At 68.9% G+C, this 26654-nt stretch carries 29 protein-coding genes; 11 read left to right on the forward strand and 18 right to left on the reverse strand.

Annotated elements, in window-relative coordinates; all coding sequences use genetic code 11:
• Positions 1–68 precede the first annotated feature (68 nt).
• On the forward strand, positions 69–242 hold the full coding sequence (locus J7I44_RS09040; RefSeq protein ID WP_209619237.1) for a hypothetical protein: 174 nt from the start codon (positions 69–71) through the stop codon (positions 240–242).
• A gap of 80 nt (positions 243–322) precedes the next feature.
• On the opposite strand, the gene J7I44_RS09045 is transcribed toward J7I44_RS09040, so the two are convergent.
• Positions 323–1600 carry a DUF763 domain-containing protein gene (locus J7I44_RS09045; protein ID WP_209619238.1) on the reverse strand — a complete coding sequence of 426 codons (1278 nt, stop codon included), beginning with the start codon at positions 1598–1600 and terminating at the stop codon, positions 323–325.
• A gap of 162 nt (positions 1601–1762) precedes the next feature.
• On the opposite strand from J7I44_RS09045, the gene J7I44_RS09050 reads away from it, so the two are divergent.
• From J7I44_RS09050 to J7I44_RS09060, 3 genes are all read left to right on the forward strand, one after another.
• On the forward strand, positions 1763–2866 hold the full coding sequence (locus tag J7I44_RS09050; RefSeq protein ID WP_209619239.1) for an aminoglycoside phosphotransferase family protein: 1104 nt from the start codon (positions 1763–1765) through the stop codon (positions 2864–2866).
• A complete protein-coding gene (gene murU, locus J7I44_RS09055) occupies positions 2863–3567 on the forward strand; it encodes an N-acetylmuramate alpha-1-phosphate uridylyltransferase MurU (protein ID WP_209619240.1) in 705 nt (234 codons plus the stop codon). Before J7I44_RS09050 ends, murU begins: the two co-directional genes overlap by 4 nt.
• A 159-nt stretch (positions 3568–3726) precedes the next feature.
• The gene (locus J7I44_RS09060) at positions 3727–5196 is read left to right on the forward strand and encodes a sensor histidine kinase (protein ID WP_209619242.1); all 1470 of its coding nucleotides are present in this window, start codon (positions 3727–3729) and stop codon (positions 5194–5196) included.
• A 70-nt stretch (positions 5197–5266) separates the two neighbouring features.
• Here J7I44_RS09060 and J7I44_RS09065 read toward each other — a convergent pair whose 3' ends face one another.
• From J7I44_RS09065 to J7I44_RS09080, 4 genes are all read right to left on the reverse strand, one after another.
• The gene (locus J7I44_RS09065; protein WP_209619244.1) at positions 5267–6175 is read right to left on the reverse strand and encodes a hypothetical protein; all 909 of its coding nucleotides are present in this window, start codon (positions 6173–6175) and stop codon (positions 5267–5269) included.
• Complete coding sequence (locus tag J7I44_RS09070; protein ID WP_209619246.1) at positions 6175–8403, reverse strand: M1 family metallopeptidase; 2229 nt, start codon at positions 8401–8403, stop codon at positions 6175–6177. The genes J7I44_RS09065 and J7I44_RS09070 overlap by 1 nt, the downstream gene beginning before the upstream one ends.
• A gap of 603 nt (positions 8404–9006) precedes the next feature.
• Positions 9007–9333, reverse strand: coding sequence for a non-heme iron oxygenase ferredoxin subunit (locus tag J7I44_RS09075; RefSeq protein ID WP_209619249.1), 327 nt, complete (start codon positions 9331–9333; stop codon positions 9007–9009).
• A complete protein-coding gene (locus J7I44_RS09080; RefSeq protein ID WP_209619251.1) occupies positions 9330–10088 on the reverse strand; it encodes a GNAT family N-acetyltransferase in 759 nt (252 codons plus the stop codon). The genes J7I44_RS09075 and J7I44_RS09080 overlap by 4 nt, the downstream gene beginning before the upstream one ends.
• Between J7I44_RS09080 and J7I44_RS09085 the strand changes: the two genes are divergently transcribed.
• Positions 9994–11310 (forward strand): PQQ-dependent sugar dehydrogenase, encoded by a 1317-nt coding sequence (locus J7I44_RS09085; RefSeq protein ID WP_342451888.1) that lies wholly within the window; start codon positions 9994–9996, stop codon positions 11308–11310. The two genes, J7I44_RS09080 and J7I44_RS09085, sit on opposite strands and share 95 nt — an antisense overlap.
• Before the next feature lie 73 nt (positions 11311–11383).
• Here the strand turns inward: J7I44_RS09085 and J7I44_RS09090 are convergent, their stop codons facing one another.
• From J7I44_RS09090 to J7I44_RS09120, 7 genes are all read right to left on the reverse strand, one after another.
• Positions 11384–12637 (reverse strand): cysteine desulfurase, encoded by a 1254-nt coding sequence (locus tag J7I44_RS09090; protein WP_209619255.1) that lies wholly within the window; start codon positions 12635–12637, stop codon positions 11384–11386.
• 96 nt (positions 12638–12733) lie between these two features.
• Positions 12734–14038, reverse strand: a complete 1305-nt coding sequence (sufD, locus tag J7I44_RS09095) for a Fe-S cluster assembly protein SufD (protein ID WP_209619257.1) — start codon at positions 14036–14038, stop codon at positions 12734–12736.
• Positions 14035–14814 (reverse strand): Fe-S cluster assembly ATPase SufC, encoded by a 780-nt coding sequence (sufC, locus tag J7I44_RS09100; protein ID WP_209619259.1) that lies wholly within the window; start codon positions 14812–14814, stop codon positions 14035–14037. The genes sufD and sufC overlap by 4 nt, the downstream gene beginning before the upstream one ends.
• The gene (locus tag J7I44_RS09105) at positions 14814–15233 is read right to left on the reverse strand and encodes an ACT domain-containing protein (RefSeq protein WP_209619261.1); all 420 of its coding nucleotides are present in this window, start codon (positions 15231–15233) and stop codon (positions 14814–14816) included. Before J7I44_RS09105 ends, sufC begins: the two co-directional genes overlap by 1 nt.
• Positions 15230–16690, reverse strand: a complete 1461-nt coding sequence (gene sufB / locus J7I44_RS09110; RefSeq protein ID WP_209619263.1) for a Fe-S cluster assembly protein SufB — start codon at positions 16688–16690, stop codon at positions 15230–15232. The genes J7I44_RS09105 and sufB overlap by 4 nt, the downstream gene beginning before the upstream one ends.
• Positions 16687–17142 carry an SUF system Fe-S cluster assembly regulator gene (locus tag J7I44_RS09115; RefSeq protein WP_209619264.1) on the reverse strand — a complete coding sequence of 152 codons (456 nt, stop codon included), beginning with the start codon at positions 17140–17142 and terminating at the stop codon, positions 16687–16689. Before J7I44_RS09115 ends, sufB begins: the two co-directional genes overlap by 4 nt.
• Before the next feature lie 149 nt (positions 17143–17291).
• Positions 17292–18566, reverse strand: a complete 1275-nt coding sequence (locus tag J7I44_RS09120) for a nucleotide sugar dehydrogenase (protein WP_209619265.1) — start codon at positions 18564–18566, stop codon at positions 17292–17294.
• A 106-nt stretch (positions 18567–18672) separates the two neighbouring features.
• On the opposite strand from J7I44_RS09120, the gene J7I44_RS09125 reads away from it, so the two are divergent.
• From J7I44_RS09125 to J7I44_RS09140, 4 genes are all read left to right on the forward strand, one after another.
• On the forward strand, positions 18673–19179 hold the full coding sequence (locus tag J7I44_RS09125) for a hypothetical protein (RefSeq protein WP_209619266.1): 507 nt from the start codon (positions 18673–18675) through the stop codon (positions 19177–19179).
• Between the two features lie 64 nt (positions 19180–19243).
• Complete coding sequence (locus J7I44_RS09130) at positions 19244–19540, forward strand: hypothetical protein (protein ID WP_209619268.1); 297 nt, start codon at positions 19244–19246, stop codon at positions 19538–19540.
• Positions 19541–19547: 7 nt separating this feature from the next.
• Positions 19548–20096 (forward strand): sugar O-acetyltransferase, encoded by a 549-nt coding sequence (locus tag J7I44_RS09135; RefSeq protein WP_209619270.1) that lies wholly within the window; start codon positions 19548–19550, stop codon positions 20094–20096.
• Between the two features lie 402 nt (positions 20097–20498).
• On the forward strand, positions 20499–21557 hold the full coding sequence (locus J7I44_RS09140) for a TolB family protein (RefSeq protein WP_209619272.1): 1059 nt from the start codon (positions 20499–20501) through the stop codon (positions 21555–21557).
• Positions 21558–21608: 51 nt separating this feature from the next.
• On the opposite strand, the gene J7I44_RS09145 is transcribed toward J7I44_RS09140, so the two are convergent.
• The 5 genes from J7I44_RS09145 to J7I44_RS09165 form a co-directional block, all read right to left on the reverse strand.
• On the reverse strand, positions 21609–22334 hold the full coding sequence (locus tag J7I44_RS09145; protein WP_209619273.1) for a glutathione S-transferase family protein: 726 nt from the start codon (positions 22332–22334) through the stop codon (positions 21609–21611).
• Positions 22335–22407: 73 nt separating this feature from the next.
• A complete protein-coding gene (locus J7I44_RS09150) occupies positions 22408–23061 on the reverse strand; it encodes a glutathione S-transferase family protein (protein ID WP_209619276.1) in 654 nt (217 codons plus the stop codon).
• Between the two features lie 57 nt (positions 23062–23118).
• On the reverse strand, positions 23119–23514 hold the full coding sequence (locus J7I44_RS09155; RefSeq protein ID WP_209619278.1) for a YciI family protein: 396 nt from the start codon (positions 23512–23514) through the stop codon (positions 23119–23121).
• Positions 23515–23776: 262 nt separating this feature from the next.
• Entirely contained in the window at positions 23777–24325 is a 549-nt protein-coding gene (locus J7I44_RS09160) for a hypothetical protein (protein WP_209619281.1), read from the reverse strand.
• Positions 24326–24513: 188 nt separating this feature from the next.
• A complete protein-coding gene (locus J7I44_RS09165; RefSeq protein WP_209619285.1) occupies positions 24514–25059 on the reverse strand; it encodes a hypothetical protein in 546 nt (181 codons plus the stop codon).
• A gap of 128 nt (positions 25060–25187) precedes the next feature.
• On the opposite strand from J7I44_RS09165, the gene J7I44_RS09170 reads away from it, so the two are divergent.
• Complete coding sequence (locus tag J7I44_RS09170) at positions 25188–25847, forward strand: glutathione S-transferase family protein (RefSeq protein WP_209619288.1); 660 nt, start codon at positions 25188–25190, stop codon at positions 25845–25847.
• A 90-nt stretch (positions 25848–25937) separates the two neighbouring features.
• Here J7I44_RS09170 and J7I44_RS09175 read toward each other — a convergent pair whose 3' ends face one another.
• Complete coding sequence (locus tag J7I44_RS09175; RefSeq protein WP_209619291.1) at positions 25938–26117, reverse strand: hypothetical protein; 180 nt, start codon at positions 26115–26117, stop codon at positions 25938–25940.
• 289 nt (positions 26118–26406) lie between these two features.
• Here J7I44_RS09175 and J7I44_RS09180 point away from each other — a divergent pair, with 289 nt between their 5' ends.
• Entirely contained in the window at positions 26407–26586 is a 180-nt protein-coding gene (locus tag J7I44_RS09180) for a hypothetical protein (protein WP_209619294.1), read from the forward strand.
• The last annotated feature ends 68 nt before the right edge of the window (positions 26587–26654 follow it).

Consider the following 26654-nt stretch of genomic DNA (forward strand, 5'->3'; position numbering starts at 1 on the left):
CAGCCCCTGCACGGGTGACCGACGCGCGAGGCGGTACAACGGTTTCCTGCAATCGCAGGAGACCGACGATGGCCGACGACAAGAAGGCGACACGGGACAACGACGCACGCCGCGCACTGGACCGCGATTACACCGGCCAGGCGAAAAACGCGCGCGGCGACGCGGTGGAAAACGAACTGGACCGGCAAACCCATCGCCTTCAGCGCGACCACGACAGCGATTCGCCGAAGCACCGTGAGTGATCCGATGACCCCGTAGGGTGGGCTTCAGCCCACCGGGCGCTCACCAGAAAAGCGGTGGGCCTCAACCCCACCCGACAGCGTCACGAGGCCTTCTTGTGCCCGACCGGCGCGGCGGCGGGCGGCTCCCAGCCGAACACGCTGCGCCCGCCGTACTCGTGCGAGCGCAGCCGCTCCTCGGCGATGTACTGCTCCACCGAGGGCCCCCGGGCGTGCCGCTCCAGCCGGCGTGCCTGCTCATCGAGCCGCTTGATCGCCGAAAGTTGTTCGTCGCGGCCCAGCCTGGCGTTCTCCACCGCGGACTTCAGCACACCGATGGTGTGGTCGTAGACGCGCGTGGGCACGGGGAACGGATGGCGGTCCTTGCCGCCGTGCGCCAGCGAGAAGCGCGCCGGGTCGCTGAAGCGGCACGGCGTGCCATGCACCACTTCAGCGACCATCGCCAGCGCGCGCACCGTGCGTGCGCCCACGCCCGGCACCTGCAGCAGCCCGGTGAAGTCGCGCGGGCCGTTTTCCGCGGCGGCGGCGAGTGCGCCATGCAGGCGGCGCGTGACGACGTCGCTGCCGCGCACGTCGTGGTGGTCAGGCATCACCAGGTGGGGCAACAGGCCCAGTTGCAGCGGTGCGTCGACCGGCGGCTCGGGCGCCGCCCTGCCTTCGATCCGGCTGAACTCCCGCGCCACGCCATCGGGCCCGAGCGTGCCGAGCAGTTCCAGCTGCGCCAGCCGCGAGGCCTGCGCGCGATGGTCGGCCAGGTTGACGATGCGTCCCTGCCCCGGCCCATCGACCGCGGCGTGCGGATCGTCGACGAAGCTCTTCAGGTTTTCCGACAGCCAGTGATAGCGCCGCGCCTGCCGGCGCTCGCCATTCATGCCCTGCTGCACCACCACCCACTGGCCGTCGTCGGTCACCACGAAGCCGTGCAGGTAGAGATCGAAGCCGTCCTGCACCGCGGCGCTGTCGACCTTGGCCACCAGCCGGCTCGCGCCCGCCAGCGCCGCGCCGTCGAAGCCGACCCTTTCGCCGATCGCCACCAGTTCGCCGGGCGTGGCGCGCGAGTGCTTGCCGCGCCCGCCGCAGACATGGATGCCCAGTTCGTTCGACAGCGGCGCCAGGCCGCGCTTGAGCGCGCCGATCACGCTGGTGGTGATGCCCGAGGAATGCCAGTCCATGCCCATCACCGCGCCGAAGGACTGGAACCAGAAGGGATGCGCCAGGCGGCGCAGGAACTCGTCGCGGCCGTATTCGCGCACGATCGCCTCGGCCATCAGTGCGCCGAGCCGGGTCATCCGGTCCGCCAGCCAGCGCGGCACGCGCCCGCCATGCAGCGGCAGGTCGGCGCTTCCGGATCGTCGGGTCATGCGAACGGGGCTCCAGCGGAAGAACAACATCTGAGGTGATGGCGAGTATCGCAAAGCGCCGTCTCACCGGATGAACCTGCGCCAGCCAGCCGCGGCACCCACCGATGGACCGCGCGCGCGCCGGCTCGCTAAGCTGACGCGATGCCCGCGACCGACCTGCCCATGACCGCCTCCGACCGCGCCGCCGCCCGCCTGGACTGGGCCCGCGCCACACTGCACGACGACACGCTGACCCTGGCGCCGGCCTCGTCCGATGCCAGCTTCCGCAGCTACTGGCGGCCGCTGCAGGAGGATGGCTGGATCGTCATGGATTCCCCACCCGCGCTGGAAGATCCCGCGCCGTGGGTCGCCATCGGGGCACGCCTGCGCGAGGCCGGATTGCGCGCTCCGGTCGTGCTGGCGCAGGACCCGGCCCAGGGCTTCCTGCTCATCGAGGACCTGGGCCGGCAGGACTACCTCTCCGGCCTGGACGAGCACACCGCCGATGCGCTCTACGGCAAGGCCATGGATGCCCTCTTGCGCATCCAGACGCACGTCGACGGCTCGGACCTGCCGCCCTACAACCACGCCTTCCTGCAGCGCGAACTCGAACTGATGCCCGAGTGGTTCCTGCAGCGCCACCTCGGCTACACGCCCGAGTGCGAGGAGTGGGACGTGATCGAGCAGGCCTTCACCGTGCTGCTGCACAGCGCCGCCGAGCAGCCGCGCGTGTTCGTGCATCGCGATTTCCACAGCCGCAACCTCATGCGGACCGACGACCGACCGGCAGGCCCGCTGGGGAAGGTTTGCCTCACGCCCTTCCTCGAAGCCGACCCGCGCGCGGAGCGCCGGGATGCGGCCAAGCCGCCGATGCTGTGGAGCCCCGGCATCATCGACTTCCAGGGCGCCTTGCACGGCCCGCTCGCCTACGACCTGGCCTCGCTGCTGCGCGACTGCTACATCGCCTGGGACGAGGCGCGCGTGACGCAATGGGTCGAACAGTACCGCCAGCGCGCGCAGCAGGCGGGCCTGCTCGATGCGTCGGTCGACCCGGCGCGCTTCCAGCGCTGGTTCGACCTGATCGGCCTGCAGCGCCACATCAAGGTTCTCGGGATCTTCTGCCGGCTCTGGTACCGCGACGGCAAGCGCGGCTACCTCGCCGACCTGCCGCGCGTACTCGGCTACGTGCTCGGCGTCGCGCGCCGCTATCCGGAGCTTACCGACCTGGCCGCGCTGGTCGAGCGCTGCGTGGGCGTGCGCGACATCACCGTGCCGGCCACCGCATGAGGCACGCGCTGATCTTCGCCGCGGGCCTGGGCGAGCGCATGCGCCCGCTCACCGACCACACGCCCAAGCCGCTGCTCGAAGCCGGCGGCAAGCCGCTGGTCGCCTGGCATCTGGAGAAGCTCGCCGCCGCCGGCGTGCACTACGTGGTGATCAATACCTCGCATCTGGCCGAGCAGTTCCCCGAGGCACTCGGCGACGGCAGCCGCTGGGGCCTGCGCATCCGCTATGCGTACGAAGGCCCGACGCCGCTGGAAACCGGCGGCGGCATGCTCAACGCGCTGTCGCTGCTGGGCGAGGCGCCCTTCATCGCGGTCAACGGCGACATCCACAGTGACGTCGACTACGTATCGCTGCCGGTCGAGCCGCAGGGTTTGGCGCACCTGGTGATGGTCGACAATCCGGCCCATCACCCGGGCGGCGACTTCGGCCTGGACGTGCACGGGATCCTGCATGGCGACGCACACACCCGGCTGACCTTCAGCGGCATCGGCGTCTACCGCCCGACGCTGCTGCAGGACTGGCGTCAGGCGATCGGCGAGGCGCCCGGCGCGGAAGCCACGCCGCCACGCTTCAAGCTCGCGCCGCTGCTGCGCCGCGCGATGGCCGGCGGCCGGGTGCATGGCACGCACCACCGCGGCGCCTGGACCGACGTCGGGACGCCCGCGCGCCTTGCCGAACTCGACGGGCGCCTGCGCAGCTAGCAGGCAGTCAGGTCCCGGTGCGACGGCAAGACCGCCGGGGCGCGGGCAGTGAACCGCCAGCCGCCCGTACTGCCGGCAGGCGTACGCCTGGCCGGCCGCCGCAGCGATGACGCGGCCTGCATTGGGGCCACTCTATAGTTCAAGCAACGCGCCACTTCCATGGAAGAGAACGAACGCATGCGCCCTGATTCGCCAATGGCCCGACGGGTACGCGAATACGACTGGGGCGCCACCGCGCTGGGCCCGCTCGAACGCTGGCCCCAGCCGCTGCGCACGGTGGTCGACCTGATGCTCTCGTCGAACCTGCCCATGGTGATGGCGTGGGGGCCGGATGCGCAGCTGATCTACAACGATGCGTACGCCGACTTCGCTGGCGGACGGGATCCCTACCTGCTCGGCACCAACGTGCTTGAAGCGTGGCCGGAGGTAGCCGACTTCAACCGGCACGTGCTGGAGGTGACGCTGGCCGGGAAGCCACTGTCCTACAAGGACCAGCGGCTCGTGCTGTTCCGCAACGGCCACGCCGAGGACGTCTGGCTCGACCTCGACTACATCCCGCTGCGCGATGCCGAGGGCGTCCCGCGCGGCTTCCTCGCCACCGTGGTGGAAACCACCGCGCGGATGAACGCCGAGCGCGCCTACCACCGCGCCCGCGAACAGGTCGAGCGGGCACTGGATGCCGGCGCGGTCATCGGCACCTGGCTGTGGGACGTGCGCGCCAACCGCGCCACCGCCGACCACCGCTTCGCGCGCACCTTCTCGATCGACCCGGAGCAGGCCGCCGCCGGCGTGCCGATCGAATTCTTCATGGAGCGCATCCATCCACAGGATGTACCGGAAGTGGAGGTGCGCTTTGGCGAGAGCATCCGCCACGGAACGCCCTACCGCTGCCAGTACCGGGTCCGGCAGCCGGACGGCGACTACCTCTGGGTCGAGGCCTCCGGCCGCTGCGAACACGACGAGGACGGCAAGCCCACGTTCTTTCCCGGGCTGATGGTCGACGTGCACGAGAGCAAGCTTGCCGAGCAGCAACAACGCATCATGATCAACGAGCTCAACCACCGGGTGAAGAACACGCTGGCGATCGTGCAGTCGCTCGCGGTGCAGTCCTTCACTGGCGCCACCTCGGTGGAGAGCGCCGCCGAGGTGTTCAACGCGCGACTGATCTCGCTGTCGCAAGCGCATGACGTGTTGACCCGCGAACACTGGCACAGCGCGCTGCTGGGCGACCTGGTCGAGCAGATGATCCGCTCGCACGGGTTCCTCGCAAGCGAGCGCTTCGACGTCGCGGGGCCGCGCGTGCGGCTGTCACCGCAGAACGCGCTGTCGTTCGCCATCGCGCTGCACGAGCTGGCCACCAATGCGATCAAATATGGCGCGCTGGGCGATCGCGGTGGTGGCGTGCGCATCCACTGGCGCCTGGCCGAGGCCAACGGCCGGCGCATGCTGCACCTGGACTGGATCGAGCATGGCGGTCCGCCGGTGCGCCCGCCGGCCCGCAAGGGATTCGGCACCCGCCTGATCGAGGGCAGCCTCAACCCGGCGCGCAACGGTGCGGTGAGCCTTGACTACCGCGAAAGCGGCCTGGTCTGCCATATCGCGGTGCCGTTGCCGGATGTGGACGAGTAGGCACGGGCCTCCGTCCGCGCGGTGAGGCAGGCGCGGCTCCGCCTGCAGCCGCGCCCGTCCGTCGTCCGTCCTACAGGGCCGGCGTGAATCCGCCGCGGCGCGGTGCCAGCGAGCGCCCGACCGCGGCCAGCGCAAACAGGCGTGCGATGCGCATCCAGCCCACGGCAAGCACCGCCAGTTCGGCGAACAGCAATGCCAGCAGGAAGCCACCCAGCCCCACCGCCGGCGTATGCACGCGACCCACGCCGCAGGCCAGCGCGATCGCCGAGCCGATGGCGCCGATCAGCAGGTAACTGAGCAGCGTACCCAGCGGGCGGCGCAGCAGCTGCATGAAGCCGCGGCCCAGCGCACGGGTCGCCGAGCGCAGGCCGGGATCGACGATGAACGCGGCGCGGGCCGATTCCACCGTCGCATGGGCCAGCACGAACAGTACCGCGAGCACCCACAGCGCGGTGTTCGTGTAACGGTCGGCGGCGCTCTGCAACACCGCGTGCTCGCCCGACTTGTGCGCGGCACCGATCGCCATCGCACCCAGGCCGATGGCGATGGCGTAGGGCAGCAGCGACCACAGCATCAGGCGGAACATGCGGCCGTACTCGATCACGCCGGACTGCAGCAGCTGGCCGAAGCCCAGCGCACGGCCGGCACGTCCGGTCGCCACCGTCATGCCGGTCAGGAACGGGCCGAGCAACAGCGCGAACACGGTCGCCAGCAGCAGCGAGCCGTGCAGTGCGGCGCCGCTGTCGCCCAGTTTGTCCACCACGTCGCCGAAAGCCAGCCCGTCGAAGCGCTGGGCCCAGTCGGCCGCATGCACGGAGCGGTCGAGCAGGTCGGCCAGCGTGCGCCACACCGGCAGCGCGGCCAGCGCCGTGGGCAGCAGCAACAGCACCAGCCACAACAACAGGAGGCGCCACTGCAGGGCCGCCACGGGCGCGAGCATCACGGCGCCCACATCGGTACGTCGGGTCGAGGTCATCATCACAGCGACACCAGCAGGGAGTAGAAGGCCTGCACGAGGGCAGCGAAATCGGCGCTCCAGCGGCGCGAGGCGGCGCCGTTGGATTCGACCGTGCGACTGTCGTTCAACTTGTTCGCATCCAGGTAGATCCTGCGCTGCGGGTCGAGCTCGGCCGACACCACCTTGCTCGGGCCGGTGAACTCGAAGCGCGCCCAGCGCCGGTCGTCGTTCCAGCGCAGCTCCTGGTGGCTGCCGTCGGCAAAGGTGACACGCAGGGTCTGCGGTACCGGCGCGCCCTCGCGCACCACGCTCACCGTGCTGTGCCACGGGAACGGCCCGGTGCCCGGCCTGGCGTTCGGGTGCGCCTTTTTCCAGTCCTCGCGCTGCTTGTCGATCCGCTTGTCCTGCGCCGTGCTGTCGCCATCGGTGTGCTTGCCGTTGGCCACCGTGCTGCCGGCCGGCGGCAGCACTTCCTCGCTATCGATGTTGGCCACGCGGTCATCGATGTGCGCGGTGCCGTAGACATACTGGTCGAACACCTCGTTGACGTTCTTCGCGTCGCCGGAGACGTCGATCAGCGTCGCGCGCAGGTCGGCGGCGGACGGGTGGCGGAAGTGCCAGCGCTTGTAATACTCGCGGAAGGCGCGCTCGGTGACGTCCTTGCCCAGCCGCTCTTCCAGGTCATGCATCGCCGTGGCCGTGCGCGAGTAGACCGTGCCGTAGCTGCCGCTGGAGAGCCGGTCCCAGGCGTTCTCGCCGAGCGGGTCGTAGGGCTGTTTCAGGTCCGCGCTCATCCGCTCCAGCGCGAAACCGCTGATCGACGGGGCGAAACCTGTGCGCCGGAGCAGACTGTTGGTGAGATCCAGGCCTTGCCCGCGCTCGCGCAGCATGCGCTGGTCCCAGTATTCGTTGAGGCCCTCGTCGAGCATCGGTTCCTCGAACTCGTTCGAGGCGAGCAGGCCGTAGAAGTAGCCGTGGCCGAACTCGTGGATGGTGACGAAGTCGATCGCGTACTGGGTGACCGTCCCCGGCGTGACGTCCTTGTAGCCTTCGGCGGTGAAGAAGGTCGGGTACTCCATGCCGCCCGCTTCGCTTGCGTTGTACGGCGGCACCACCGCGGTGAGCGTGCGGTAGGGATAGGCCCCGAGGGTGTCGGAGAAGTAGGTCAGCGAATCGGTGCTGGCCTTGAGCACCGGCTGCGCGCTGGCGGCGTACTCGGGCGGATAGAGCACGCGGAGCGCCACCTTCGGGCTGCCCGGGCCCTGCCAGCTGCCGTCGAGCACCTTGTAGCCTTTCGCGGCCACCCAGGCGAAGTCGTGCACGTCGCCCTGCAGGTAGTGGTAGGTGGTCTTGCCGTTGGCGGTGACCGGTGCGCCCTGCTGCTCGCCGACCGCACCCACGGTGTAGTCGCTGGGTACGGTCAGGGTGACGTCGAAGCGGCCGAAGTCCGCGTAGAACTCGCTGTTGAAGTGGAACTCGTGCACGTTCCAGCGCACCTGCGTGGCGCCGCGCTCGCCCGGCAGCTCGAGCACGCCGATCTTCGGGAACCATTGCGCCACGAGGTTGAAGTCGCCCCACCAGCCAGTGCGCTCGACCACGCGCGGCAGCTGGCTGAGGAAGTCGATGTCCAGCGTCAGCGAGCCGCCGGCGGGCACCGGCTGGGCCAGGTCGATGCGCGCGACAGTCTGGTCGGTCTTCGGACCGCCATCGGGGTGCACGAACGTCCACTTGAGCGCGGCGCCGTTCTGGGTGACCTGCTTGAGGTCGATCCAGCCCCACTGGCCTTTCTCCAGTTTCGCCGCACCGCGCGAGCCGCTGTGCGCGGTAAGGATCTCGCGCTCGGTGAAAAACGTGCTGCCCTCGTTCTGGAAGGCGTTGAGGTACAGGTGCACGTAGATGCTGCGGACTTCGCGGTCACTGCGGTTGCGCCAGGTCAGCTGTTCCTTGCCGCTCACCGCGTGCTTGCCCGCGTCCAGCGCGGCGTCGATGCGATAGTCCACCACGCGGTCGGACAGCGTCGGCTCGTTGCCGGTGCGCGGGCCGCCCCAGGCGTCCGGCGCGCTGGGCACCTGCGGCGCGGAGGCATTGGCCGGTGCAAAAGGAATTGGAGTAAATACGGGCGCCGGCGTGGCGACGCTGGTCGCGGGCGCGGGCATCGCGGCCTGGGCCTGGGCATGCACAAGCGCCGGCATGGCGGTGGCGCCGCACAACGCGAGCGCGCCCAGCCATCCGGTTACGGTCGGTTTCATCTGACGATCCCCCTGTCTGGCAGGCCGCCGGCCCGCCGCGATCCAAGACGCTGGCGGCCATCCCCAAAAGCGCCACCGCAGGCGCGCAGCGTGCGGCATCCGCTGACAGGGGCACATAGGCCAAAGGTCATGGGCCTGGCTCCCCACGTCGACCTGGGAAGGGTTGGATAAAGAGAGTAATCGGACGAAGGCACACCCTGCTCCTCTCCAGCCCGGATGACGGAAAATCCGAGCCCCCTTGTGAGAGGGTTGGGGTAAGGGGCGCGCTTGCGGGGATGCCGACTACCTGCCGCGATGCGGTTCCTGCGATCCGCACGACCGCCTCTTCAGGCGAGCCCCGGCCCCTCACCCTGCCCTCTCCCCGAGGGGGAGAGGGTTCAAGAATGCGGCGGCACCGGACATCACCGAAAACCCCGCTCCCTCTCCCTCCGGGGAGAGGGTTGGGGTGAGGGGCGCGCTTGCGGGGAAGCCCACTGCTTTCGCTAGGCGGTTCCTGTGTTCCGCACGACCGACCCTTCAGGCGGGCCCCAACCCCTCACCCTGCCCTCTCCCCGGAGGGGGGATGTTCCAGAACGCAGCGGCCACCATGGCCACAGCGCGCGCTCAGCGGTCGTCGCGGGTCCAGACCGCACCTTCGTCCTCGCGCACGGGGAAGCTGGCGATCGGTTCGTACGCGGGCGGGCGGGTGACGGCGCCAGTGCGCACGTCGAAGCGGGCGCCGTGTCGGGGACACTCGACCTCGAAGCCGAACACCTCGCCGCCGGCGAGGTCGCCACCGTCGTGGGTACAGATATCTTCGATCGCGTACAGCTGCCCGTCGATGTTGTAGACGGCGATCGGCGTATCGCCATCGAACACCACGGTGAACTCGCCCGGCAGCAATTCGCCCTGCCCGCCCACGCGCACCCAGCCCTGCGCCGCCAGACTCATGCCGCGACCTCCGCCAGTTCCTTCACCAGCACCTCGAAGCGCAGGTCGTCCCGTCGCGGGATGCCGAAACGCTCCTGGCCGTAGGGAAACGGCTTGTAGTCGCCGGTGCGGCGATAGCCGCGGCGTTCGTACCACGCGATCAACTCCTCACGCTGCACGATCACCGTCATTTCCATCAAACGGCAACCCCACGCGTGCCGCGCAATGCGTTCGGCCTCGCCCAGCAGTTGCTTGCCTAGGCCGCCGGCCTGCAACGACGGATCGACCGCGAACATGCCGAAGTACGCCGCCTCGCCCTTGCGCTCGAGGTGGCAGCTGGCGAGCAGCCGGCCGTCGCGCTCCAGCAGCAGGATGCGGCTGTCGGGGCGGGCCATGGCATCGGCGACATCGGCCGCGTCGGTGCGCTGGCCGTCGAGCAGGTCCGATTCGGTGGTCCAGCCGCGCCGGCCCGAGTCGCCGCGGTAAGCCGACTCGACCAGCGCGACGATGGCGGGGATATCGGCCGCGTTGGCCGTGCGGAAGGCGGGCGTGGGGAGCGTAGTCATGCGTCCATGATAGCGACGGGCACGCCGCCGGCGATGACCTGGGACAGGCCGGCGGTTCACGCCAGCTTGCTGGCGCAACCGCTCCACTGGCCCCTCCCCCAACGAGGCGTTTCCGGTGCCGCTCTTCCGCCGCCCGCTATGGCTGCTTCCCTGCCTGCTGGCGCTGGCCGCCTGCGGTGTGCGTGCGCGCTTGCCGGTGGCGGCCGGCATCGGCCCCGAACCCACGCTGCCGCCACCCAACCCCTCGCTTGTTCCCACGGTGAACATCGCACCGGCAAGGGGCTGGCCGGTGGGTGGCCAACCCGTCGCCGCGCCCGGACTGAAGGTGCAGGCTTTCGCTCGCGACCTCGATCACCCGCGCCGGCTCTACGTGCTACCCGATGGCGACGTGCTGGTGGCCGAGACCAACGCACCGCGGCGACCGCAGGACGCCACGGGCCTCAAGGGCTGGATCATGCGGCGGGTGCAGCAGCGCGCCGGCGCCGGCGTACCCAGTGCCGACCGCATCACCCTGCTGCGCGACAGCGATGGCGACGGCATCGCCGATACGCGCAGCGTGCTGCTCGATCACCTGCACTCGCCCTTCGGCATGGCGCTGGTGGGCGACACGCTGTACGTGGCCGATACCGATGCGCTGCTGCGCTTTGCCTACCGTGATGGGGAGACGCGCATCGACGCGACGGGCAGCAAGGTGGCCGACCTGCCCGCCGGTCCGATCAACCACCACTGGACCAAGAACGTGGTCGCCAGCCCCGATGGCAAGCGGCTGTACGTCAGCGTCGGCTCCAACAGCAACGTCGGCGAGAACGGCCTGGCGGTGGAGCGGGACCGCGCGCGCATCCTGCAGATCGATCCGGCCAGCGGCGCGACGCAGGTGTACGCCACCGGCCTGCGCAACCCGGTCGGCATGGCCTGGCAGCCACAGAGCGGCGGGCTGTGGGTCGCAGTCAACGAACGCGATGAACTGGGCGGCGACCTGGTGCCGGACTACATGACCGCGGTGCGCGAGGGCGCCTTCTACGGCTGGCCGTACAGCTATTACGGCGCACACGTGGACACGCGCGTGCAGCCGCAGGATCCGGCGCGGGTCGCGCGCGCCGTGGTGCCCGACTACGCACTCGGCGCGCATACCGCCTCGCTTGGCCTGGCGTTCTACGACGCCGGTCTCATGCCGCAATTCCGCAACGGCGCGTTCGTGGGCCAGCATGGCTCGTGGAACCGCAAGCCGCTGAGCGGTTACCGGGTGATCTTCGTGCCGTTCGCCGACGGCCGGCCCGCCGGTCCGCCGCGGGACGTGCTGACCGGCTTCGTGGACGAGCACGGCCAGGCGAAGGGGCGCCCGGTCGGCGTGGCGGTGGCGAAGGACGGCGCGCTGCTGGTTGCAGACGACGTGGGTAACACCGTATGGCGCGTCGCTCCGGCCCATCCGTAGGGTGGGCTTGAGCCCACCGCTGCGATCGGCATCGGCGCTGGTGGGCTGAAGCCCACCCTACACGGGCAAGCCGTTACATCAGCAGCTTGCGTACCTTCTGCAACGCAGCGACGAACACGTCGATTTCTTCCATCGTGTTGTAGAACGCCATCGACGCGCGCAGCGTGGCGGGCACGCCGTAGTGCTGCATCAGCGGGTGCGCGCAGTGGTGCCCCGAGCGCACGGCCACGCCTTCCAGGTCCAGCAGCGTGGCAAGGTCGGTGGACTGCGTGCCTTCGATGAGAAAGGAGATCACCGGCTCCTTCTCCGCCGCCTCGCCGAACAGCCTGAGCCCCGGCACTTCGCGAAGGCGTTCGGTGGCGTAGGACAGCAGTTGCTGCTCCCACGCGTGGATCGCCTCCAGATCCAGGGAGTGGTAGTAATCCACCGCCGCGCCGAGGCCGACGAAGCCGGCGATGTTGGGCGTGCCCGCCTCGAACTTGTGCGGCGGCTCGGCGAAGGTGGTGCCGTCCACGCGCACCTGCCGGATCATGTCGCCGCCACCGAAGAACGGCGGCATCGCGTCCAGGTGTGCGCGCTTCGCCCACAGCGCGCCGGTGCCGGTCGGGCCAAGCATCTTGTGTCCGGTGAAGGCGTAGAAATCGCAGCCCAGCGCCTGCACGTCGACCGGCCGGTGCGGCACGGCCTGCGAGCCGTCGACCAGCAGCGGAATGCCGCGGCGCGCGCATTCGCGGGCGATCTCGCGCACCGGGTTCACGGTGCCCAGCACGTTGGACACCTGCGCCACGCAGGCGAGCTTCACCTCGGGCGTGAGCATGGCGACGTAGCGTTCCACGTCCAGCTCGCCGCGTTCGTCGATCGGCGCGAACTTCACCGTGGCGCCGCTGCGCTGGGCCACCAGCTGCCAGGGCACGATATTGGCGTGGTGTTCCATCAACGTGGTCAGGATGGCGTCGCCCGGCTTGAGCTGCGGCAGCGCGTAGCTGTAGGCGACCAGGTTGATCGCCTGCGTGGTACCGGAAGTCAGCACCAGCTCGTTGCGCGAGGGCGCGTTGATGAAGCGCGCCAGCTTGTCGCGCGCGCCCTCGTAGGCCAGCGTCGCTTCCTCGCCGAGTTGGTGCACGGCGCGCGAGACGTTGGCGTTGTGCAGGCGGTAGTGCGTGTCCACCGCCTCGATCACCACCGCGGGCTTCTGGCTGGTATTGGCGTTGTCCAGGTAGACCAGCGGCTTGCCGTGCACGCTGCGGGAGAGCAGCGGAAAGTCGGCGCGGATGCGCGTGATATCGAGGGCAGGTGCCGAGTGCGCGTGGGCGGCGGTGGCGGACATCGGTGTCTCGCTTTGTGAAGAAGGGATCACGACGTTTTAGCCTGCCGGATGTGAAGGAAAGTTGGGCTTGCTTCGGCCCCTCTGGTCCGGTCCCAATCAGGCCGGGAGCCGACTCAGCAGCAACTGGTCGATGTGCTGGCGCAATGCATCGTCCGGCAGCGACTCGAAAGGCGCGCGGGCGAAGGCCGTGGTGAGCAGCGTGCGCGCCTGCTCACCCGGGATGCCACGCGAGCGCAGATAGAACAGCGCACGCTCGTCGAGCTGTCCGACGGTGGCGCCGTGCGCCGCCTTCACCTCGTCGGCGTAGATCTCCAGCTCCGGCTTGGTGTCGATCTCGGCCTGGGTCGACAGCAGCAGGTTCTTGTTGTTGAGCGAGGCATCGGTGCCGTCGGCGCCGGTGTTCACCACGATCGCGCCGCGGAACACGCCGCGCCCGCGGCCGCTGGCCACGCCGCGCCAGGTCGAGGCGGACACGGTGTTGCGCGCCTGGTGGTGGATCGCCAGCTGGGTATCGATGTGCTGGCGGCCGTCCGGCAGGAATGCGCCATGGGTATGGAAAACGGCCGCGTCACCTACCAGCTCCGCACGCACGTCGTGGCGGGCAAGCGTGGCGCCCAGCTCCAGCACGTGCAGATGCGCCTGCGCGCGGGCGTCCAGGCGGTAGTGGCTGCGCCGCACCAGGCTGCTGCCGGCACCCGCCTGCTGCAGCACCACGTGGTGCAGGGCCGCGTCCGCGTGCAGCGTGAAGTCGGCCAGCCGGGTACCCAGGTGCGCCTGCTCGCCGGCGCCCAGGTGCTGCTCGATCAAGGCCAGCTCGGCGCCCTCGCCGAGCTCCACCAGGTCGCGCACGTGCCAGGCCACGTCACGCTCGGCCGCCGCGCCGATGAACAGCAGGCGGACCGGCGCGGCGACCTTGGCGCCCGCGGCCACGCGCAACACGGCACCGTCGGTGGCGAACGCGCCGTTGAGCCGTGCGAACGCGTCGCTCGGCTCGCGATAGCGGCGGGACAGGGCGAAGCGCAGCGGATCCGGCGCATGGGTCAGTGCACCCGACAGCGGCTGCAGGCTCACACCGGGCGGCACGTCGTCGAGCAGAGAGAGATCGGCGCGGAACACGCCGTTGACGAATACCAGCGCGGGGCCCTCGATGCCCGGCAGCGCCAGCGCCACCGGATCGACCGCCCGTCGGGCCGCCTGCGCATCGCCGGCGGCGAAGCTGCGCTGCGAAAGCGCGCGCAGCGCGGTGTATTTCCACGCCTCCACGCGCGTATCCGGCAAGCCGGCCTCGGCGAAGGCAACGAGGTTCTCGCGTCGAGCCTGGTCCAGCCAGGCGACACCGCTGGCCGGCAGCGGCGCGTCGGCCAGCGCGGCGACGAACGGCGTACGGGCCGGCTGATTCATGCCGAGACCCCGGCCGGTTCGCCGTGCTCGGCGACCCACGCGTAGCCGTGCTCCTCCAGCTTGAGCGCCAGGCTGCGGTCGCCGCTCTCGACAATGCGCCCGCCGGCCAGCACGTGCACGAAGTCCGGCACGATGTAGTCGAGCAGGCGCTGGTAGTGGGTCACCACGATGAACGAGCGCTCCGGCGAGCGCAGCGCATTGACGCCCTCGGATACCTGCTTGAGCGCGTCGATGTCCAGGCCCGAGTCGGTCTCGTCCAGGATCGCAAGCTTCGGTTCCAGCAACGCCATCTGGAAGATCTCGTTGCGCTTCTTCTCGCCGCCGGAGAAGCCTTCGTTGACCGCGCGATTGAGCAGGTCCGGCGACAGCTGCATGATCTTGAGCTTCTCGCGCACCAGCTTGAGGAACTGCATGGAGTCCAGCTCCGCCTCGCCGCGCGCCTTGCGCTGGGCGTTGAAGGCCGCGCGCAGGAAGTAGGTGTTGTTCACGCCCGGAATTTCGACCGGGTACTGGAAGGCCAGGAACACGCCGGCGGCGGCACGCTCCTCAGGCTCGAGCTCCAGCAGGTTGCGGCCTTCGAACAGTACCGAGCCTTCGGTGACCTCGTAGCCCGCGCGCCCGGACAGCACGTTGCCCAGGGTGGACTTGCCGGCGCCGTTGGGGCCCATGATGGCGTGCACCTCGCCCGGCTTCACCGTCAGCGAAAGTCCCTTGAGGATGTCCTTGCCCTCGACGCGGGCGTGCAGGTTGTCGATCTTGAGCATGGTCGTGTCCATCAGGCAGAGAGGTGCGCGAGCGCGTCGAGCGCGTCCTCGCGGCGGTCCCAGGGCACGAACACGTGGTCGTGCAGGAACGCGGAAACCGGGTTGCGGGAGATGCCGCGCGTGGCGAGCGCGGCGGAGACGGCGGCCATCATGCCGACCGCGTCGAGGCTGGATTCCACGCCGAGCGTGATCTGCGCCCACAGCAGCCGGTCGGCCACCACTTCCGGGCCGTCCAGGTCGTGGTCGACGATCAGCGTGACGCCCTCGTCCTCGCGGAACATCATCAGCGCTTCCTGCATACGCACGGCGGCCTTCTCGTGCGAGACGAACAGGAACCGGCGCGGCATCGGATGCAGGCGCGGATTCAGGCCCGCGAGCAGGGCATGCAGATCGGTGCCGCCCGGATGCGTGCTGGTGGCGGTCGCCGTCATCCCACCGCTCCTTCGAGCGAGACTTCGAGCAGCTTCTTGGCCTCGACCGCGAACTCCATCGGCAGCTCGCGGAACACCTGCTTGCAGAAGCCATCGACGATCATCGACACGGCGTCTTCCTCGCCAATGCCGCGCGAACGGCAGTAGAACATCTGGTCGTCGGAAATCTTCGAGGTGGTCGCCTCGTGCTCGACGATCGCGGTGGGGTTCTTCACTTCCATGTACGGGAAGGTATGCGCGCCGCATTTCTTGCCGATCAGCAGCGAGTCGCACTGGGTGTAGTTGCGCGCGTGCTCGGCGCCCTTCTCCACCTTGACCAGGCCGCGGTAGCTGTTGGAACTGCGCCCGGCCGAGATGCCCTTGGAGACGATCTTGGACTTGGTGTCGCGCCCGATATGGATCATCTTGGTGCCGGTGTCGGCCTGCTGGAAATGGTGCGTCAGCGCCACCGAGTAGAACTCACCGACCGAGCGGTCGCCGCGCAGTACCACGGACGGGTACTTCCAGGTCACCGCCGAGCCGGTCTCGACCTGGGTCCAGCTGATCTTGCTGTCCGCGCCGCGGCAGTCGCCGCGCTTGGTCACGAAGTTGTAGATGCCGCCGACGCCGTTCTCGTCGCCGGGGTACCAGTTCTGCACGGTCGAGTACTTGATCGTCGCGCCTTCGAGCGCGACCAGTTCCACCACGGCGGCATGCAGCTGGTTCTCGTCGCGCCGCGGCGCGGTGCAGCCTTCCAGGTAGGACACGTGCGCACGGTCCTCGCAGACGATCAGCGTGCGCTCGAACTGGCCGGTATTCTGCGCGTTGATGCGGAAATAGGTGGACAGCTCCATCGGGCAGCGCACGCCCTCGGGCACGAACACGAAGCTGCCGTCGGAGAACACCGCGGAGTTCAGCGCGGCGAAGAAGTTGTCGCCCTGCGGCACCACGCTGCCCAGGTACTTCTGCACCAGCTCCGGATGCTCGCGGATCGCATCGCTCATCGAGCAGAAGATCACGCCGGCGTCGGCCAGCTTCTTGCGGAAGGTGGTACCGACCGAGACCGAGTCGAACACGGCGTCGACCGCCACACCGGCCAGCGCCGCGCGCTCGTGCAGCGGCACGCCGAGCTTTTCGTAGGTTTCCAAGAGCGCCGGATCGACCTCGTCCAGCGACTTGGGCGCCTTCTTCGGCGCCGAGTAGTAGCTGATCGCCTGGTAGTCGATCGGGTCGATCTTGAGCTTGGCCCAGTCCGGCTTGGGCATGGCCTGCCAGTGGCGGAAGGCGGCCAGGCGCCACTGCGTCATCCATTCGGGCTCGCGCTTGATCGCCGAGAGCTGGCGGATGGTGTCCTCGTCCAGGCCCGGCGGCAGGCTGACGCTCTCGATGGCGGTGACGAAGCCGGCCTCGTAGTTGCGGCCCAGGGCTTCGGCCACCTGGGCGTTGTCGCGCAAGGCGTTTTCGATGGTTTCGGTCATGCGTGGGTCCTGCCCTTCAGTTCGCTCAGCGCCACGGTGGCTACCGCCGGGCGCGGCGGTTGCAGCATGTCGGCCAGGCTGACCGCGCGCAGCGCGTTGTCCAGCACGCTGCTGATGCGCCGCCAGCTGCCGCGCACGCCGCATTGCGACTCGCGGTCGCACTGCCCTTCGACACTGCATTCGGTCATGCCGATCGGCCCTTCCATCGCCTCGACGATCTGCGCCAGGCTGATCTCGCGCGCCGGGCGCGCCAGCCGGTAGCCGCCGTTGACGCCGCGGAACGACTCGACCAGGCCGGCGTGGCCCAGCGACTTCAGCAGCTTGCTCACGGTCGGCAGCTCCAGCCGCGTCTCGTCGGCGATCTGCGCGGTGCTGAGCACGTCGTGCGGGTGGGCGGCGATGCAGGTCATCACCACCGCGGCGTAGTCGGTCAGGCGGCTGACGCGAAGCATGGGGAGAGCCTCGTCAAATCCAGACCAAAATGGTACGGATTAGACGGCGCGCGGTCAACCGAAGGGCGGCCGGATGCGTGCAGGAGCGTTCTCGGGCGCGACCGCACTTCCCCTTGCGCGGGGCATGACGGTCGCGCCCGGATGCGCCGCTACAGGCGCCCGTCGACCGCTTCCTGCGGCAGCACCGATTTGACGTCGTAGATGACAGCCCCCGGCTTGCCCAGCGCGCGGATGCGCCCCGCGCCCATCGCTTCGAACTGCCGGTGCGCCACGGCCACGATGATCGCGTCGTAGCCCTCGCCGGGCTCATCCACCAGCCGCACGCGGTAGGCCCGCTCGGCCTCGGCCGCATCCACCCAGGGATCGTACACGTCCACCTGCGCCGCGGAGGACTCCAGCTCGCGCACGATGTCGATCACCCGCGTGTTGCGCAGGTCCGGGCAGTTCTCCTTGAACGCAAAGCCCAGCACCAGCACGCGCGCATCGACGATGTGCAGGCGCCGCTCGCTCATCAGGCGGATCACCCGGTCGGCCACGACGCTGCCCATGCGGCTGTTGATCCGGCGAGCGGCGAGGATCAGCTCCGGGTGATAGCCGGTGACCTCGGCCTTGTGGGTGAGGTAGTACGGGTCCACGCCGATGCAGTGGCCGCCGACCAGGCCGGGCCGGAACGGCAGGAAGTTCCACTTGGTGCCGGCCGCGGCGAGCACCTCCTCGGTGTCGATGCCCAGCCGATGGAAGATCAGCGCCAGCTCGTTGACCAGCGCGATGTTGACGTCGCGCTGCACGTTCTCGATGACCTTGGCCGACTCGGCCACGCGGATCGAGGAGGTCTTGTGCGTGCCGGCGCGGATGATTGTGCGGTAGAGCGCATCGACGCGCTCGGCCGCTTCCACGGTGGAGCCGGACGTGAGCTTGACGATGTCGGTCACGCGTCGCGCGTGGTCGCCCGGGTTGATCCGCTCCGGGCTGTAGCCACAGAAGAAGTCCACGTTGAACAGCAGCCCCGACCCCTCGGCCAGCAGCGGCACGCAGACTTCCTCGGTGGTGCCCGGGTACACGGTCGACTCGAACACCACCAGGTCGCCGCGCTTGAGCTGCGGCCCGAGCATGCGGCAGGCCGATTCCAGCGGCTTGAGATCCGGCCGCTGCGCTTCGTCGATCGGCGTGGGCACGGTGACGATGTAGACATTGCACGAGGCGAGGTCGGCCACACGGTCGGTGAACGACAGCCGGGTGGCGGCACGCAGCTGCTCGGCGGTGGTTTCCAGCGTGTGGTCGCGGCCGCTGCGCAGTGCTTCCACACGCGCAGCGTCGATGTCGTAGCCGAGCGTGTCGAAGTGGCGCCCGAATTCCACCGCCAGCGGCAGGCCGACGTAACCCAGTCCGATGATGCCGATGCGCGCGGGGGTATTCGGGTCCATGGTTCCTGGCAGGCGGATGAAATGCGCTGAGCGTACAGGATGCCGGTAGCCTGAGTCCCTGCCTCGTTCGCCGTTCCTGGACGCCTACCCCGTGAGCATGCGCCGCATGGAAGAATCCCGCCTGTCTGCCCTCCCCTGGCCCGGTGTCTGGCCGGGTCGCGCATTGGTCCTGCCGCTGCCGGCCGAGGGCATGGCTGCGCCCTTCGGCGATGCATGCGGGATCGATGGCGTGCGGCTGAAACGCAAGTCCGAGTTCCACGTCACCGTGCTGGACCAGGCGATGTGCCGTTACGCGGCCGAAGGCATCGGCGAGGCCCGGCTGCGCGCGCTGTACGAGTCGCTGTCGTGGTCGCCACGGCGCACCGGCCGCTATGCCTTGCTGCACAAGACCAAGCCGGCCGACAGCGGCACGCTCGACTGCTGGTCGATCATCGAATACCTGGACCTGCCCGCGATGCACGCCTTCCGTGGCGAGCTGGCCCGCCTGCTCGGCCCTGCCTTCGCCGACCCGGTGCCACACGTAACCCACTACGTGCGTGGCGACCCCAACGGCATCGGCGTGCCCGACACGCGTGCGCTGGGGGCCGTGTGGGTACGCGACGTGGCGACCTGACCATCACCCCGCCCGCACGGCCCGGACGCCACACTCGGGCGGTCTCCCCAGCGAGGTCAGCCTCATGCAAGAACCGATCGAACCGGGCTTCATGGTGTTCGTCGCCGACGGCGAACTGGGTGTGGGCGCCGTGCGCGAGGTGCATGCGGACAGCCGCGAGCTGGTCGTCAACATCGAGAACGGCGGCGACTTCACCCTGCCGGCCGATGCGATCCGCGACGTGCACGAGGGCAAGGTGATCCTGGACGTCGCCCACCTGCCACCGGACGTGCGCCAGGCCTTGAAGCGACCGCACGCGGCCGAGTATCCGGACTCGGTCTACGCCGCGAGCGACCCGACGGAAGGTGCGCTCAAGGATTGATCCGCCCATGCGCAGCGAGAAGGAGAAGATGCTCGCTGGCGATCTCTACGACGCCAGCGCACCGGAGCTGCAGGCCGAACTCGGCGCCAACCATCGCTGGCTGTCCCGCTATAACGGCGCGCTCGCCGAGGGCCCCGAGCGCTGGCACGCGCTGCTGAAGGAGCGGCTCGCGACGGTCGGCGACGGCGCCGTGATTCGCCCACCCTTCCATTGCGATTACGGCTTCAACATCCATCTGGGCGCCGGGGTCTTCCTCAACTTCAACTGCGTGATCCTGGATGTGGTCCAGGTGCACATCGGCGAGCGCACGCAGGTCGGACCGGGCGTGCAGATCCTCGCTGCCGATCACCCGCGCGATCCCGCGCAACGCGCCACCGGCCTGGAGTTCGGGCGACCCGTGCGGATCGGCCGCAACGTCTGGATCGGCGCAGGCGCGCTCATCCTGCCCGGCGTCAACGTGGGCGACGATGCGCTGATCGGCGCCGGCAGCGTGGTCACCCGCGACGTGCCGGCGGGCGCTACCGTCGTCGGCAATCCGGCGCGCGTGCGCGGCTGAGCGCATCGCGCGCGCGGGTCGCGGCGCACCGATGCAGGCCGCCGCGCTCACACGTTTCTTCCGCGCCACGACGCGCTGACCGCCGCCGGTTCCGGACTGGGCAAATCGATCGGGTGCGTTATTTCGTTTTCGGCGGCACCTAGTCGCGTGCTTAACGCACGCGCGCGCACATTGCGCGCCCTTCGGGAGGGACTCATTGGGGAGGCGTGGGGAACGCCGCTTGCGCCACGGTCGGTCCGCGGCCGCACAACGTGCGCCAACCGCACGCCTCGTTCGGATTCATCCAAGGCTTTCGTCGCTCGTCTGTGCACATCCCGCCATGCACGCGGGGTGTCGGCGCGGTCGCGTCCGTGCGTTGCCTTCGGGTGGCAAACGGGGGGATTTTCCAAACGGAGCATGACCATGAAAAAGCGCCCACTCGCGCCATCGCTTTTCGCTTTCCTGCTCGCCGTCCTGGCAGCGCCACCTGCGCTGGCGGCCACGGCCTCGGTGCTGTTTTCGCGGGCGACATACTGGCCGGACGACACCCTGCGCACCGCCACGATCTACCGCGTCCGGCCGACCACCGGCGTGGTCGTGCCGCTGACGCCGCAAGTGGACAACATCTACTACCTCGGCGGCAGCTGGTCGCCCAACGGCACCACCATCGTCTTCGAGAAACTCAAGCGCGCCACGTCGGACCGCTCGCAGTTGTTCACCGTCGATCGCAGTGGCGGTTCGGTCAACCGCATCACCTCCGGCGTCGGCCTCAAGCAGTACGCCACCTGGGGGCCCGGAGCGCGCATCGCATACGTCGCCATGATCGGTGACCAGTCCTGCCTCTCGACCGTGCGCGGCGACGGCACCGCCAACCGTACCCTCTGGTGCACCTCGCACGATATGGATCCGCCGCAATGGTCCGCCGACGGCAAGAGCCTCTTCGTCCAGGTCGATTGGTTCGGGTCCGGGCTCGAACCGCCGTTCTATTCGCGCGCCTACCGCGTCAACGCCAACACCGGTACCCGCACACTGCTGACCGCACAGACCCTGGACGAGGCGCGCTACTTCACGTTCTCGCCCGACGGCACCGAGGGCATCTACTACGATCTCACCGATAGCATCACCCCCATGATGCGGGTCGACTTCGCCACCGACACGATGACGTCGCTCGGCGATGGGTACCGTCCACGCTATTCGAAAGACGGCACCCGCATAGCCTTCTCGCGCGAGGACCTTGGAAGCGCGCCGGACTACCCGCTCTACAGCTCGCTCTACGTCATGAATGCCGACGGCACCGGCCTCACCGAAGTCACCCACGAGCACGTCGATGGCGTGGAATACCAGGCGGCCGACTGGTCCGATAGCGGCACGCGCGTCCTCGCCAACCGCAACGGCTCCCTGCGCATCATCGATGTGGCGACCGGCACGCAGACCATTCTGCCCAATGGAGCGGCCGGCCAAGGTTCCTGGTACCAACCCTGAGCGACCGCGCGCCGTCCGCGGCCATGCGGACGGCGCAAGCGGCTGCGGTACTCACGCTGGCCAAGGATGCCCGGGGTAGTGACGCTGCATCATGCGGGCGACGTACGCGGTCAGGTTGCCGTGCGCTTGCGCGGCGCGCCGCAACGGCGTGTCGAAGAACGGCGTGAGTACGCAGGCGAGCATGCCGAAGGCAGTGGCGTCCACGCCGCTCGGGGTTCCGCCCATCAGCCAGGGCTTGTCGCCGAGCTGCACGGAAAGCGCGTCGATCGAGCGGGTACCAAGCACCGCGATGTCTTCGGGCGTGTGCCGGCCCAGTCCCTGCGCGTGCAGCTCGGCCCGCTTGCGCGACTGCAGCTCATGACGCAGCTGCTCACGCTGGTCCTCCGGGGCCGTATCGGCGAAGTGCGCAGGCCCCTTGGCGAAGTTGGCCGGCTCCAGCCAGCGGAACCAGACCATGGCGAAATACAGGTGGTCTTCGAGCATGCGTTCGATCGCCCAGGCCTGGGCGCGCTGCAGCGCGTCCAGCCCCGCATCCAGGTCCAACCCGCAAGTGCGCTCGACGTGCGCGCGGATGAAGGTCGAGTCGGTCACCACCACGCCATCGTCGTCGATGTAGGGCAGCTTGCCCTTGGGCGCCTGGGGCGGAATCGCGGACACACGCTCGTAGGCCAGCCCCGCCATCTGCAACTGCACTTCGGTCTTGAGCACGAACGGGCTGGTGTCGGGCAGGTCGAAGCCGGCGCGGGTGGTGTAGAGAGTCAGGCTGGAAGCGGACATGGGCGTCTCCGGGGAAGGTGCCACGGAGCGTGTTGCCGCCCTGCTGACAGCATCCTGTCAGCAGGCCAAGGCCTCAGCCCGGCGCCGCGACGTCGAACGCGTAGAGGGTGCGTCGCGCGGCGGAACGTTCGCGCCAGCTTGCCGCGAACGCGGCCAGGTGGTGGTAGGGCGCAAGCGGCAGCGTGTCGCGGAAGTGCAGGTGTTCGAGCAGGCAGAACAACGAGGCCTCGAGCAGGCTCAGGTCCCGGGGCGGCAAGCCGTGCAGCACCGACTCCAGATTGGCATCCAGCCAGGCCAGTGCGTTGCGGAAGCCATCGGCCGCCTTGGCGAAGTACACGTTTTCCGCGGGCAGCTGCGCCACCTGCATGCCGAAGACCAGTTGCACCTGCGCTCCCATGCCGTGCCAAATGAGCTCCTGCGCATTGCGTGCGCGTGGGTCCGGCAGCTGTTCGGTCCACAGGATGCGCAGCGGGTTGCCCGCCTGCGCAGCCAACGTGCGGCATATGTTCTCGGCGCCGAACACCGGCCCTTCGGCCAGCACCAGCACCGGCAGCTTGAGCGCCGGGTTGCCGGCGTAATCGGCCGGATCGCGCGAAGCCAGGTCATGCACGGGCTCGAACGTGTAGGCGATGTTCAACTCCTCGGCGAACAGCCGTGCGAGCCGGGTGTAGTGGGAGCTGCTCCGGCCAACGAGGCGGGGTGTCGTGGGCCGGGGTGTCGTGGGCATGGAAGCATCCGTCAGGGGCGGGCCGCCAATGTAGGGCAACCGCCCGTCCCGCGAACGTCAACCGGCGGCGCCGGACGCCATCGCCTTCGAGGCCCCGCAGTGCTCGCTGTCCGGACCTTCGATCTGGCGCACCTCGCACTCGAGGTCCCAGGCGTCGCCATGCACGGCCAGGAAGCGTTTGGTCAGCGCGATGGCGTGGTCCATGGAATCGGCCTCCAGGACCGCATAGCCGCCGATCATTTCCTTGCTCTCGGCAAACGGGCCGTCGGTGGTGGAGATATGACCGGCGCGCAGCCGCACCCGCACGCCCTCCGCGCTCGGGCGCAGGCCGGCGGTATCGACCAGTGTGCCTTCGCGGGTCATCTGTTCGATCAGCCGCCCCATCTCGGCCATCAGTTGTTCGCTGGGCATCCGGCCGGTCTCCTGCAACCGGATCATCGACAAAAACCGCATGGCTGTTCTCCTTCGCGTGCTACCCGGCGCCGCGTGATTGCCGCGCCCGGAGTACGACGCGCGAACGCGCGTGAAATCGACATGCCATGCGCCACTGCCGTTAACGCGACAACCCCGGGACAGACACGCGCGACGACGCGGCGTCGCATCGCAGGCGCGGATACGCAAGGGCGGCTGAGAGGGGGGCGCGCGGAAATCGGCCGCGAGCCACAAAAAAATCCCGGCCCGTTGCGGGGCCGGGATTTACAGACCAATGACGGGCTCAGCGCTGGTTGCGCGGCTGGCCCGCAGGCCGTGCGTGGGTTGCGCTGGAGGCGGCTGCGCCCTGCGTCGACGAAGCGGGATTCGTCGAAACGTCCCAGCGGTGGATGTTTTGCTGCGGGAGGGAACGATGCTGCAGCCGCGGCGACACGTCCTGGCTCTTCAAGGCGAGCCGGCGGTTGTCTGTGTGCACCCAGTGCCAGGAGCCCGTCGGTACCGGCGAGGTCGACACGTAGACGAAACGAGCCTCGTAGTTACCGTCCGACCGGGGCACCGCCTGCATGCCAAGGTTGATCACGAACTGGCTCGCCACCGGTTGTCCGTGGTCGTTTGCGGGACGGGTGATCATCTGGTCCAGGGTTTTGCGCAGCAGCTTGTCGTAGCTCGGCCTCAACTCGACCGAAGGCGACACCTGCGTGACCTTGCCCTGACTATCCACCTGCACCAGTACGGGCAGGACATCGGGTGTGTTCATCGTGATCGAAGCTGCCAAGGCACCCTGGCCGGCAGCCATCGAGCCGAGCAAGACGAACGCGCACATCCGTTTCATATGAACCTCCAGTTTCGTTGATCCCCCTCCCCGAAGCCCGAGGCTACTCCTGCCAGTGGCTGCCTGCCACTTCCCCGGCGTCCCGCAGCGCTGCGCCGTTCCGGTCGCAGGGCGGCGACAGGATGACCGTCTTGTCGAACACTACGTCGCCCGAGGCTCGAAATCCCGATCCGCGTGGAACGGGTTTCTCAGCGATGGCCTGGCGGACGTGACGGCGGTCGGCTCGGCGGCGTGCTGGTGGTGTTCTGCACCGGCGGGTAATAGCGCGGCGGCGGCACGGGCCAGTGATAGTTCGGCGGGTGACGGAAGAAGCGCTGACGCACATCGGCGTTGCGACTTTGCAGCGCCAGCCGGTGGCCATCGACGTGCACCCAGTACCAGGAGCCCGACGGTACGGGCGAGGTCGACACGTACACGAACTTCGCGTCGAAATTGCCGTCCGGCCTCGGCGTGGTCTGCAGCCCGAGGTTGATCACGAACTGGCTGGCGACCGGACGCCCGTGGTCGTTTGCCGGTCGGGTGATCATCTCGTCCAGGCTCTGGCGCAGCAGCCGGTCATAGCGCGGGGACAGCTCGATCGAAGGCGACACCTGGGTGACCTTGCCGTGGCTGTCCACCTGCACCAGCACCGGCAGGACCCTGGGCGTGAACCGGTTGAGCGACATCGAGGTCGCCAGCGCACTCTGGCCGGCGGCCAGCGTGCCCAGCAGCAGGAACGCGCAGAACGGTTTCATGAGGACCTCCGTCGATTCGTTGCCCTCCGCCGGCCATGGTAGTCCCGCGGCGAGCCGCCTGCCAGCAGGCTCCCGTGTCGATTTTTCCGGTGGCGGCTCGTCGTGGAACGAACCCACTGGAGCGACTCATGCCCTCGACCCTGCCCCGCCTCTACGCCCATCCGTTTTCCTCCTATTCGCAGAAGGTACTTGTCGCCCTCTACGAGAACGGCACCGCCTTCGAATACCGCTCGCTGGAAGAACCCGGCGCCAACGAGGAACTGGCGTCGCTCTGGCCGATGCGCCGTTTCCCGGTGCTGATCGACCAGGGCCGCACGATTCTGGAGGCGAGCTGCATCGTCGAATACCTGGATCTGCACCATCCCGGTCCGATGCGGCTGGTTCCAGCGGACCCGAAGGCAGCGATGGAAGTGCGCATGCTCGACCGCGTGTTCGACAACTACGTTTCCACGCCGCAGCAGAAAGTCGTGCTCGACAAGCTCCGCCCGGAAGGCCGCCAGGATGACCATGGCGTGCAGAAGGCCAGATCCATGCTGGAAACCACGTATGCCTGGCTGGACCGGCGCATGGCGGGCCGCGAATGGGTCGCCGGCAGCTTCAGCCTCGCCGACTGCGCCGCTGCACCATTCCTCTTCTACGCCGACTGGACCCACCCGATCGATCCGGGGTTCGCCAACCTGCACGCCTACCGTGCCCGCCTGCTTGCACGGCCATCGTTCGCACGCGCGGTCGACGAAGCGCGTCCCTATCGCGGTTATTTTCCGCTCGGCGCGCCCGATCGGGACTGAGCACCCGGTTCTCCGCTTTTCGCAGGGTGGGCTTCGGCCTGCCGCCTTTCGGCCATTCGAGCGGTGGGCTGACGCCCACCCTGCGGGCGCTTATCCGCGACGGGTGTCGCGGTCGCCGTCGTGCCGGCGCACGATCCCCTGTCCGCTGGCTTCCTCGTGGAAACCCTGTTTGGAGGCGGCCTGGGGCTGGCGCCGGTTCTCGATGTCCTTGGCGTCGTTCTTCAGGCCTTCCTTGTGTTGTGCATGGAGTTTTTGCTGATCGGGACGCATGGGCCCTCCTGTCGCGAACCGGATCTCGTGGCCATGGCGGAGCAGGAATCCGGTGGCTCCCGTATCCGCCAGGGCAGGCTAGGAGAACGTGCGTTAGCACGGGCGCATCGAGGCGTGATCCGCCCGCCACGACCCCATCGCACTCGCCGCGAACGCCGCCGCGCGACGGGATGACCAGTTTCTAACACCCACGGGCGCATGGTTGGAGCGACGCTTCGAGCGTCCCACCGGAGGACTGCGGCCGACCACCGCGTACGGCCTCCCGTCATACCGCTGCAAGGAGCGCTCCATGCCGCACAAGCAACAACCCGTTTCCGTCGCCGAGTTGCACGACATCTACGGCGGCGATCGCCCCAAACCCAAAGTCGAGGACACGGCGCGCTACCGCAAGTCGTCGTTCTCGGTCAGGGAGGCCGGCCATCCCGGCCAACCGCCGAGGCCATTGAACGAGAAAAAGAAGGGGCGCTGAGGCGATCTCGGGCAACGCATTGGCGGGATCACACGTCCCACCGCGCGGGGGCCGCGATGCGGCCCCGC

The sequence above is a fragment of the Frateuria flava genome, assembly GCF_017837635.1.
Classification (GTDB): Bacteria; Pseudomonadota; Gammaproteobacteria; order Xanthomonadales; family Rhodanobacteraceae; genus Frateuria_A; species Frateuria_A flava.